This is a genomic window from Alkalibacterium sp. (genome assembly GCF_046484155.1).
Classification (GTDB): domain Bacteria; phylum Bacillota; class Bacilli; order Lactobacillales; family Carnobacteriaceae_A; genus Alkalibacterium.
In genome coordinates, this window is the sequence record NZ_JAWOBT010000045.1 from 1 (window position 1) to 10022 (window position 10022).

Annotated in this window: 9 protein-coding genes, 1 riboswitch and 1 other annotated feature; of the genes, 8 read left to right on the plus strand and 1 reads right to left on the minus strand. The window is 45.6% G+C overall.

Annotated elements, in window-relative coordinates; all coding sequences use genetic code 11:
* Window positions 1-77: 77 nt before the first annotated feature.
* Complete coding sequence (locus R6U02_RS03405; RefSeq protein ID WP_410262233.1) at window positions 78-920, minus strand: hypothetical protein; 843 nt, start codon at window positions 918-920, stop codon at window positions 78-80.
* Between the two features lie 140 nt (window positions 921-1060).
* On the opposite strand from R6U02_RS03405, the gene R6U02_RS03410 reads away from it, so the two are divergent.
* The 8 genes from R6U02_RS03410 to ribD all read left to right on the plus strand — a co-directional run.
* Window positions 1061-2074 (plus strand): metallophosphoesterase, encoded by a 1014-nt coding sequence (locus tag R6U02_RS03410; protein ID WP_410262234.1) that lies wholly within the window; start codon window positions 1061-1063, stop codon window positions 2072-2074.
* 220 nt (window positions 2075-2294) lie between these two features.
* Entirely contained in the window at window positions 2295-3653 is a 1359-nt protein-coding gene (locus tag R6U02_RS03415; protein WP_410262235.1) for an APC family permease, read from the plus strand.
* Window positions 3650-4297: a copper homeostasis protein CutC gene (locus R6U02_RS03420; RefSeq protein WP_410262236.1), complete on the plus strand. Its 648-nt coding sequence runs from the start codon at window positions 3650-3652 to the stop codon at window positions 4295-4297. The genes R6U02_RS03415 and R6U02_RS03420 overlap by 4 nt, the downstream gene beginning before the upstream one ends.
* Window positions 4298-4379: 82 nt before the next feature.
* Window positions 4380-4648: a binding site (T-box leader), on the plus strand.
* 62 nt (window positions 4649-4710) lie between these two features.
* Entirely contained in the window at window positions 4711-5745 is a 1035-nt protein-coding gene (locus R6U02_RS03425; protein WP_410262237.1) for a methionine ABC transporter ATP-binding protein, read from the plus strand.
* On the plus strand, window positions 5735-6439 hold the full coding sequence (locus R6U02_RS03430) for a methionine ABC transporter permease (RefSeq protein WP_410262238.1): 705 nt from the start codon (window positions 5735-5737) through the stop codon (window positions 6437-6439). Before R6U02_RS03425 ends, R6U02_RS03430 begins: the two co-directional genes overlap by 11 nt.
* A 39-nt stretch (window positions 6440-6478) precedes the next feature.
* The gene (locus tag R6U02_RS03435) at window positions 6479-7303 is read left to right on the plus strand and encodes a MetQ/NlpA family ABC transporter substrate-binding protein (protein ID WP_410262239.1); all 825 of its coding nucleotides are present in this window, start codon (window positions 6479-6481) and stop codon (window positions 7301-7303) included.
* A 138-nt stretch (window positions 7304-7441) separates the two neighbouring features.
* Window positions 7442-8656: an acetyl-CoA C-acetyltransferase gene (locus tag R6U02_RS03440; RefSeq protein WP_410262240.1), complete on the plus strand. Its 1215-nt coding sequence runs from the start codon at window positions 7442-7444 to the stop codon at window positions 8654-8656.
* A gap of 51 nt (window positions 8657-8707) precedes the next feature.
* Window positions 8708-8821, plus strand: a riboswitch (FMN riboswitch).
* A 224-nt stretch (window positions 8822-9045) separates the two neighbouring features.
* A partial coding sequence (gene ribD / locus R6U02_RS03445) for a bifunctional diaminohydroxyphosphoribosylaminopyrimidine deaminase/5-amino-6-(5-phosphoribosylamino)uracil reductase RibD (RefSeq protein WP_410262241.1) occupies window positions 9046-10022 on the plus strand: 977 nt, incomplete at its 3' end.

Sequence of the window (10022 nt, forward strand, 5' to 3'; positions counted from 1 at the left end):
GTCCAAAGATTTCTTCATAGCATTCTAAAGCTACAATACTGTCAGAACGACCATACCCAGTTCAATACCGATCATTATTATTCCTTCTTTACAGGCTTTGTTTTTATGATCTTATCTTGCCATTGGTGATTGATATAAGCGATCAAAGAGGGGGAGAGCTGATTGAAATACTGTGTCAATACCTTATAGTCCTTGGCATATCTGTTTCGTTTGTCTCTGTCCGTTTTCAGCTCGTCCGCATCCTCAATGGAGTTTTCGTAGTGTCTGTTTATAAACTCTTTTATGAGAGCATTTTTATCCTGTTTGAAAGCAGTGAGAGTTTTTTCTAGAAAATCGCCTTCTGCGACTAAAAATGAATGGTTACGGGAGAGCTCGACCGCTTCTGATAAGGCCCCTTCAGCCTGAGTCAAGTAAGTGAAAAGGATCTCGGGGTTGACTGTTTCTCCCACAGAACGCATCGCTTGATCATAATCGTTGATGTTTTGATCAGCTTGCTTCCGGAGGGTCACCACTTCGCGGTAAGTTGCTTGTTCGACGACTATTTGTTCTTCTTTCGTTTTTGTAGCGATGGATCTTTTACCCATTATTTTACGGAAGAAACGTTCAATAGGAGAGGCGACAGCTACGCCTTTTTTAAACGTTCTGTGCTTAGTATAGACAATCTTGTTCCAGTCAGAAGACCGGCTGGCCGGTCTTTTTTTTGATGACGAAGAGTTATCAATGCCCGATAGCGGGTTAAGGCCGACTGTCGTCTTATTATAGACTTTATTGTAAAGTGCTTTTTTAGGATCTCGGATGTAGCCCATCCCTTTTTTTTCGTAGAAGGGACTGCTTTGTCTTTTGACTTGGCGTTTCCATTTGCCAGTGGTCCGTGCTTTAAGCGATCTCTTCAGACTGAGTTTGCGGATGCCGAACTTCATGTGATCACTCCTCGTGTTATAAGGCTATTTTACCATAGTTTTCCTCTGAGCATCAGAAAAGGTTGGATGCATTCCTTTTCGTTCAGGGGCTTAAATAACGTATACTAAAACTATGAATAACGCTTGGAGGAGGGTTAAGTATGTTCACGGACCGACGCTTGACTGAAGCGTATGAAAAAGCAAAGAATGTTTATTTCGATGACTGCTCACGCATCGTATTTATGAGTGATGCGCATAGAGGGGACGGTAGCGTTTCAGATGAATTCCTGAAAAGTCGCAATATTTTTGTGCACGCGTTAACTGAATATTATGCAAATGAGTATACGTTTATTGAAATTGGCGACGGAGAAGAGCTGCTTGAGTATTCAGAGTTTGAATATATAAAAAATGCCCATCCGGATGTGTATGCAATGATTAAAAACTTTTATGACGATGACCGCTACATTCGGATATTCGGCAACCATGACATATATCTGAAGAATCCGAAATATGTACAGAAAAATTTAAACATCAACTATGATGAATTCACAGAGACATTTTTTGATTTCTTGAAAGACATTGAACCGCTGGAAGCCATTATTTTAAAACATCGCTTGACAAGTCAGGAACTGTTCGTCATTCACGGTCATCAGGGCGATGCACCCAATGATCAATTCTGGTTCTTCACCATGCTTTCGATCAAATACTTCTGGCGGTTCTTCCACCGCTTTGGCATGAAAAACCCGGCAAGTCCGGTAAAAAACGTTTCCAGACGTCATAAAATCGAACGCAATTACAGTAAATGGATCACTAAACACCAGCGACCGCTGATCTGCGGGCACACGCACCGTTTTAAATTTCCTAAAGATAAAAATATTCCTTATTTCAATACGGGATGCGGGATTTATCCATCCAGTATTACAGCGATCGAACTCACTGAAGGTATGATCCGCTTAGTGCGCTGGAAAGAATACGTCAATAATAAGGGGTTCTTATACATCAAGCGTGAAACGATGAGAGGGCCCGAACCGATTGAGGCTTTTGATACAAGAAAACCTCAGTCAGTTGTGGAATATTTGTCTGAGCAAAAAAAAGAGCGTGTGTCGAAAAAAACACGAGAAGAACGGGCAGCCTTTAGAGAAGAAGAGATGCGTGAAGACGTTGATCTAGAATGATAGGGTAAAACGTGAATAAGTGCGGAATAGAGCTGCCCTATGAGTCACTGAGCAGAGCGTGTGCTGATAATCAGCAGCCTGGAGCATCCGGTATATCGGGTGCTCTATTTATTTAGAGTATTCTGACGATTCATGCTTCTTTTTGATTTAGTTTTTTGCTATAGTGGGGTAATGACAAATAACGCGTCAAATTAATAGGAAATTGAAGGAGGGAGTCCAGATGGAAAAAAGACAACATTATGGATTAAGTACGGCTATTTCGATGATTGTCGGAATAAGTATCGGTTCAGGAATATTTTTCAAATCCGATGATATACTACAGGCGACAGGTGGGAGTGTCTGGTTAGGTATCTTGGTCTTCATGATTGGCGCATTCTGTATTATTTTTGGCAGTATCACATTATCTCAATTAGCCAGCCGGTCACAAAAAAGAGGGGGAGTCATCTCTTATTATGAAGAATTTGTTTCACCCCGTTTTGCAAGTGCCTTCGGGTGGTTTCAACTGTTCGTTTATTATCCGACCATTACGGCTGTCGTGAGCTGGGTTTCAGGCATTTATACCGTTTCTTTATTGAATTTGACTCCTACGCTGGAATTGCAGACGTTACTGGGATTTAGTTATTTAAGCTTCTTCTTCTTAATGAATTACCTGTCGTATAAACTTGGTGGTCGTTTTCAAAACGTCACAACCGTTGTCAAAATGATTCCTTTGATCGGGGTCGCATTGATCGGTTTATTCTGGACACAAGGGACACCCGCGTTACCTGAAGGTGTCGTTACTGTAGAATCCAGTGCCGTTGGCTGGGGCTTCCTGGCCGCACTGGCACCGATCGCCTTCTCGTTTGACGGGTGGATCGTGTCGACTTCCATCACGCAGGAAGTGAAAGATCATCACAAAAACATGCCGATCGCCTTGACGATCGGACCGCTGATAGTACTCAGTGTGTATCTGGCCTTTTTCTTAGGCATGATCGCCATTGTCGGAACGGAATATATCCTATCGGCAGGGGATCAGGCCATCAGTCAAATTGGCTACTCGATATTTGGCGCAAGTGGGGAAAAAATCCTCTTAGCCTTTGTATTGATAGCCATCTTAGGCGTGGTCAACGGGATCTCGCTTGGCTACATCCGGTTGCCGCAGACGTTGGCATCAAAGAATATGATACCGTTTAGTGAGAAAATCGCCCAAATAAGTGATAAAGAAGGACTGTCACCTTATGCAGCCCTATCTGCCTATTTGATCACCGTCTTTTGGCTGATGATCCATTACCTGACGCAGAGATTCGATGTATTAGCGGGCGGAGACATCAGTGAGATCGCGATCGTCTTCAGTTACGTGGCATACATCTTACTTTACGTTAAAGTCATGGGACTGAAAAAGACCGGCATCATCAAGAGCACTTTTTTGGGGACCGTTGCACCTGTTTTAGGTGTCATCGGCTCGCTCGTCATTTTACTTGGAGGGGTCATCTCCAATCCGGTCTATAGTCCAGTGTTCTTGCTCTTTTCAGGAGGTGTCTGTGTACTCGGTTACCTGTACGGCGTCAGAGGCCAGAGCAGCGAGGATATGTCGCTGTGATCAAGAAAGAGTTCTGTGCAGAAAATTTTACGCATGTACCTGAAGCGATCGAGTTAGGTGTGGACCGTATTGAACTGTGCGACAAGCTGGCTGTAGGCGGAACGACACCGACAGAAGCTGTCCAGATAGAAACGGTTGAGTATGCGCATGCGCGTGGCGTAGACGTCGTTTCCATGATCAGACCACGCGGCGGATCGTTCGTTTACAGCGAGGCCGAAAAGAGTCAGATGCTGATAGAAGCTACGCAGGCGATAAAGAATGGAGCAGACGGCATTGTTTTCGGCTGTTTAACAGAACAGGGAGATATCGACAAACCGTTTGCGGAAGCGCTGATCCGCATTGCCGGGTCCAGACAAAGTGTTTTCCATATGGCTTTTGATGCTATTACTGAAGAAAAACAACCCGAAGCATTAGACTGGTTGATCGAGGCAGGGTGTACCCGACTACTGACCAGAGGTGGGACATCCGGTTCTGCCCTGCAGCATAAAGAAGTCATTAATGCCTTGATCGAACGAGCCGGGCCGCAGATAGAAATTCTGCCCGGTGGCGGTATCACACATGAGAACCTGGCTGAGGCACAAACGGCAATCCGTGCGACTCAATTTCATGGCACACAAATCGTAACATTGACGCATTCTAAATAATTTCCATAAAAGTGTTGACAGCTGATCGTGTAATCTGTTAAAATTCTAATCATTAAAAGAAAACAAAAAAATAATGAGAAATAAATGAGCGTTGACAAGATAAGTACAGATTAGAGTATCATCTCAGAGAGCTTCCGTTGGGTGTAAGGAAGCATGATAATCGATTTGGAAAATGGTCTTTGAGCAGAAGTAGTGAGTGATGTCATGAGCTATTTCCGGTTGCACCCGGTACAGTGCCGCAGTATGCAGGAGCCGTTTTGGACTTTTAAGTACTGGTAGAGGTTGTTTTAGTGATAAAACAACAAACAAAGGTGGAACCGCGCTAACTTAACTAAATTAGTCGCCCTTTTTGAGTCAGTGGACTCAAGAAGGGCGTTTTTTATTGTCTGAAATAATTGGAAGGAGTGAGACCATTGATTACATTAAAGGGAATTAAAAAAACATATGAAAGCAAGGCCGGTCGTTTTGAAGCGGTCAAAGAAGTGGATTTAACAATCAATAAGGGTGAAATTTTTGGATTCGTCGGCTACTCAGGCGCAGGAAAAAGCACGCTGCTACGTCTGATCAACGGCTTGGAATCACCGACAGAAGGCACGGTAGAGCTAGATGACAAAGTTTTATCCGAATTGAACAAAAAAGCTATTCGGAAAGAACGTCAATCCATCGGCATGATTTTCCAGCATTTCAATCTGCTCTGGAGCCGAACGGTTTTAGAAAATGTGGTATTTCCGCTGGAGATCGCCAAGGTGGAGAAAGCGACACGTATAAAAAAAGCGAAAGAATTGATTCAATTAGTCGGTCTGTCAGGAAAGGAAAGCGCGTATCCGGCACAATTGAGTGGAGGAGAGAAACAACGCGTCGGCATTGCCCGAGCATTGGCGAACGATCCGAAAGTGCTGCTCAGTGATGAAGCCACGAGCGCCTTGGACCCGCAGACGACCGATGAAGTCCTGGAACTGCTTGAAAAAATCAATAGGGAACTGAATGTCACGATTGTTCTGATCACGCATGAGATGGAAGTGGTCCGAAAGATTTGTCAACGCGTCGCCGTGATGGATTCAGGCGTCATCGTAGAAGAAGGACCGGTTCTGGATGTCTTCAAGCATCCTAAACATCCTGTGACACAGCGCTTTGTTAAACAGGACCTGGAGATGGACAGCAAAGAAACATTAGCAGCGTTAAAAGAGCTGCAGGCACTCTACCCGGACGGGGATATCGTCCAGCTCATGTTTGAAGGCAGGAGCGCGAACACACCGATCATCACACAGGTCAGTCGTGAGACCGGGGTCGACATCAATATCATTCAAGGCAGTATCCAGTCCACCCACGAAGTGCCGATGGGGACGTTAGTGGTCCAGTTACTCGGGACAAAAGACGAACGCCAGGCGGCTTTAAATTTACTGGCTACGTATCCGATCGAAGTGGAGGTGATCGACTATGCTGACTGATTCAATTCAAACGGGAAATATCTTTCTAGACTATTTAGATTTTGAATCGATTGCCTGGGACCGGGTCTGGATCGCAACGAGAGAAACGCTTTACATGACCAGTATTTCGGTCATCGCTGTTTTTTTCTTAGGTATCTTGCTCGGGTTACTCTTGTATGAGACCCGAAACAGTACGTCGGTTTTCGCCGTCATTTTATATAATGTCGTCGCCTTTTTAGTCAATGTGTTTCGCTCGATTCCGTTTATCATTTTGATCGTCTTGCTGATACCTTTTACAAAAGCGATAGTCGGGAGTATGACAGGACCGACCGCGGGTTTACCTGCGCTCATCTTGTCAGCCGCACCGTTTTATGGACGACTGGTCGAATCGGGATTAAGAGAAGTGGATAAAGGGGTCATCGAGGCCGCCGAAGCGATGGGCTCGACCAAATGGGAAATCATCAAAAAAGTTTACATCCCGGAAAGTCTGCCTAATATCGTTGCAGGGATAACGGTCACAGCCATATCGCTCGTGGGCTACACTGCGATGGCGGGTGTGATCGGTGCGGGAGGTTTAGGGAACCTGGCTTATTTAGAAGGGTTCCAGCGCAGTCGTCCGAACGTGACACTGATTGCGACCGTGATCATTCTGATCATTGTGTTCACCATCCAATTTATCGGAGACAGATGGGTCACCAAAATTGATAAACGGTAATCACAGTTAAATTAAAAAATAAGAATTAAGGGGAGAAAGATGATGAAAAAATTAAAAGGGTTAGTTATTTTAAGCAGTGCACTACTATTAGCAGCATGTGGTAACGGGGAAGAAGAGAGTGCTGAAGAATCACAGACATTGACGGTGGGCGCGACCAATGTGCCGCATGCCGAAATTTTAGAATTTGCAAAACCACTGCTGGCAGAAGAAGGCATCGATTTAACGATCGAGACCTATAATGATTATGTCATCCCCAATTTGGCTCTTGCTGATGGAGATCTGGATGCCAACTACTTCCAGCATGTGCCTTATTTTGAAGGACAGGTGGCAGAAAATGAGTATGATTTCGTCAACGCCGGCGGCATTCATTTGGAACCGCTGGGGGCTTACTCCAACCGCTATGATGACTTGAGTGACTTGCCGGAAGGGGCGACCATCTTGACCAGTAACAGTGTCGCCGATCACGGGCGTGTCTTGAGTGTCCTTGAAGAGGCTGGACTGATTGAAGTCGATGACTCGGTCGAATTGGTGGATGCCACCTTTGATGATATCGTTGAAAATGACTTGGATCTACAATTCGAATATGAATACGATGCAGCCTTACTGCCGACACTATATGCCGAGGACGAAGGCGATGTGTTCTTCATCAACTCAAACTTCGCAGTGGACCAGGGTATCAGCCCGGTCGATGACGCGATTGCTTTGGAAAATACCTCATCACCGTATGCCAATATCGTTGCTGTTCGTTCAGAAGACGAAAATGACGAACGCATTGCCAAACTTATCGAGGTGTTACGTTCGGAAGAAACACAGGACTTCATCCTGGAAACATGGGATGGCGCCGTCGTTCCAGTGGATGAGTAAAAGATAGAGCTGTAAAGATTAAATTTCCCCAAAGATGCGATGCTTAGCTTTACTTCCTTACTGGCTTCTATAAAATAGGAGGTAAGGAAAAAAGTATGAGTTAAACGAATAGTTATAAATGAAGGGGAGATTAATTAGATGAGTAAAGTATATATCGCAGGCGCAAAACGCACGCCGGTCGGTTCATTTTTAGGTGCTTTGAAAGATGTTTCTGCCTCAGACTTAGGCAGTTACGCTATCAAGGGTGTGCTTGAACAAAGCGGCATCAGACATGAAGACATCGACGAAGTGGTGCTTGGAAACGTTCTGCCAGCGGGCCAAGGACAAGGGGTCGCCCGTCAAGCGTCGATCAAAGCGGGGATTCAAGTGGGAGTACCCGCCTATTCTCTTAACATGGTCTGCGGCAGCGGACTGAAAACTGTCATCAATGCGTATCTGGGTGTCAAATCGGGGGAGTACCAGGCAATTATTGCCGGCGGAACGGAATCGATGAGTCAGGCACCTTATCTCATTCCCGGCAGCACGCGTTCGGGACACAAGATGGCTGGCTACAAGGTGGGTGACCACATGCTGGATGATGCCTTGACCGATGCGTTTGAAGGGTACCACATGGGCGTAACCGCTGAAAACATTGTCGAACGCTACGGTATCACGCGTGAAGAACAGGATGCTTTTGCGATCATGTCTCAAAGGCGTGCGATCGAAGCGATAGATAACGGCTCATTTAAAGATGAGATCGTTCCTGTTGAAACGACTGTACGTCGTGAAACAGTCGTGGTCGACACGGATGAATTTCCTAACCGTAAAACGACGGAAGACAAACTGAACAGCCTGCGTCCCGCTTTCAAAAAAGACGGATCCGTGACAGCCGGAAACGCATCCGGGATCAACGATGGCGCCAGTGCCACCTTAGTCGTGGGTGAAGAATACATGAAGCACAACGGCCTAATTCCGTTAGTTGAAATTGTAGCCGTTGGTCAGGGGGGCGTGGATCCTTCTGTTATGGGACTCGGTCCGACACCGGCGATCAAACAGGCAATGAAAAAAGCGGATATCGCTTTTGAAGATATCGATATTTTTGAGTTGAACGAAGCGTTCGCTTCACAAAGTTTAGGCGTCTTGAAAGAAGTGACCGAGGCCTTTGGCGTCAGCAAAGACTACATGCTCGAACGCACGAATCTAAACGGGGGAGCGATCGCTTTAGGCCATCCCGTGGGTGCGAGCGGCAACCGGATTCTAGTGACGCTGATTCATGCCATGAAACAGCGCGGATCGAAATATGGTCTGGCTTCGCTCTGTATCGGTGGCGGCATGGGTGTCGCTGTTCTCGTTAAAAATACGGACGTTGAATAAAAAATGTTGACAAGTAGGCAGCCCCGCTATATTATTGAGTTGACAAAACTAAATAGTCTTCAGGGCAGGGTGCAAGTCCCTACCGGTGGTAAAGCCCACGAGCCGCAAGGCAGATTCGGTTAAACTCCGAAGCCGACAGTATAGTCTGGATGAAAGAAGACAGTATCAATGACACAATTATGGGTCTGAATTATCCAAGGGGATAGTTTAGATAAACTGACGTTGTATTTTGAATGCCCTGGAATTTTTATTCCAGGGCATTTTTATATAGCGGCACGCCTCTACCGAGAAATAGGGGGTGTCTCATAAGTGTGGCAGAAAATATATTTTGTATTGCCCTGAATCTGAAAAGATTGAGGGCTTTTTTAATGCCGTGAAAGGATTTTATAATGGATATCAAATATATGGAACGTGCTTTAGAATTAGCTGAAAAAGGCAGAGGCTTTACGTCGCCGAATCCCATGGTCGGCGCGGTCATCGTTAAAGATGGCCGCATTATTGGTGAAGGCTACCATGAAAAGGTAGGCGAAGCCCATGCCGAAGTCAATGCGATCCGTTCGGCCACGGAATCTGTCGAAGGGGCCACCATTTATGTCACGCTAGAACCGTGTTCACATTACGGCAAGACACCTCCCTGCTCGGATTTGATCATTGAAAAGAAACTCGAAAAAGTAGTGGTTGCAGCGACGGATCCGAATCCGCTTGTATCCGGTAGAGGACTGGAGCGTCTGAGAAAAGCAGGTATCGAAGTCGTTGAAGGGATATTGGAAGAAAAGAGCAATCGATTAAATGAAATATTCAATCAATACATTACAACGAGAACGCCCTTTGTGCTGATGAAATATGCCATGTCTTTAGATGGCAAGATCGCGACAGGGACAGGGGATTCTAAATGGATCTCATCCGAGCAGTCGAGAGAACACGCACATCAGTTAAGAGGCTATCTCTCGGGTATCATGGTGGGGATAGGGACCGTATTGAAAGACGATCCCTTACTCACTTGCCGCGTACCGGGTTACAATGATCCAACCCGGATCGTACTGGACAGCCAGCTGCGTATCCCGCTTGAATCAAAGATTTTAATGGATCAGGACGAGGCGCCAACGCTGATCATCACGACAAAAAAAGCGCCAATAAGTAAAATAAAACAACTGAAAGAGTTAGGTGTCGAGATCATGATCGTTCCTGAACGTAATGGAAAAGTGGACCTGAAAAAAGCCCTGGTCTTACTTGGGCAAAAAGGGATAGACAGTATCCTGCTCGAAGGTGGCGGCACACTGAATGCGGCTGCTTTAGAAGCCGGCATTGTAAACAAAGTGAACATTTATATCGCACCAAAAATCATCGGGGGCGCAAACGCCATCTC